The sequence below is a fragment of the Rhizobacter sp. P3_B12 genome (assembly GCF_056402895.1).
The window spans coordinates 1-774 of the sequence record NZ_JBFUGN010001603.1 but is presented as its reverse complement, the minus strand read 5'-3'; the positions used below and the strand labels follow the sequence as shown (position 1 = coordinate 774).

The following is a 774-nucleotide window of genomic DNA, read 5'->3' as shown; positions in this document are numbered from 1 at the left end:
ACATCCTGATGGGCACCCACCCGACCGTCAGACCAATGCACACCGGGTCCTCTTGCAAGGGCTTCAAGAGTACCTCCCCGACGAAATCGGGCCCGCTGACGGTCCCCCGGATGACAGTCTCTCCAACCCGGAAGCCAATTCGCTGTTGCGGTGGACTGACCTGGACGTATTGCCCGATCCATCCTTTCCCGTAAGGCAAGAAGCGCAAGACGCTGGAGGCCGGATAGTTGGCAGTCTCGAACCACAAGCCCTCGAAGCTGAACGCCTCRTGCGTTTGAGGCATGGTCTCGCCCTTCGACAGGTCGGCACTGAACGAAGCGGCCGAGAGGCCTGCCAAACCCAGGCCGACGAGCACCCTGGAAAGGGTTCGCGAATGGAAGTTCATCGTTCAACTTTCGTTTGCCATCGGCAGCTTAGCTGCTGTTCGCGAAGGGGGGCTCCTGGCCGACCTCCGCCTTAGCGAAGATCGTCCAAATCCGGATGTTCACCGACGATCGGCTCGAGGATGGCCATCTGAATTTGGCCGATGATAAGACCGACCTGCTTGTGCGGGCGGCTAACCTCGGCCCGATCGTCAGTGATTACCGCCAAGTGAAGTACCGACGATAGCGCCTGGATCGCTTTCATAGCTTCGTTCCTGATGCCGACTGCAACTGACCTGTTCATGGTCACCGTGGGTACCCAGAAAGCCGTCACTGGCGACCGTCTGCTTGTGGCCGAGGCTGTGTGAAAACTCAAGACTCGAAGCATTTTGGGGGTCTTCTCACCCCTACC

General features: G+C 59.0%; 2 protein-coding genes. Both read right to left on the bottom strand.

Going from position 1 to position 774, the window contains the following annotated elements; genetic code table 11:
• Positions 1-385, bottom strand: a 385-nt coding sequence (locus AC1D01_RS37160) for a hypothetical protein (RefSeq protein WP_477874886.1), incomplete at its 3' end; no start/stop codon positions are given.
• A gap of 71 nt (positions 386-456) precedes the next feature.
• Positions 457-627 (bottom strand): hypothetical protein, encoded by a 171-nt coding sequence (locus AC1D01_RS37155; RefSeq protein WP_477874884.1) that lies wholly within the window; start codon positions 625-627, stop codon positions 457-459.
• Positions 628-774: the final 147 nt, after the last annotated feature.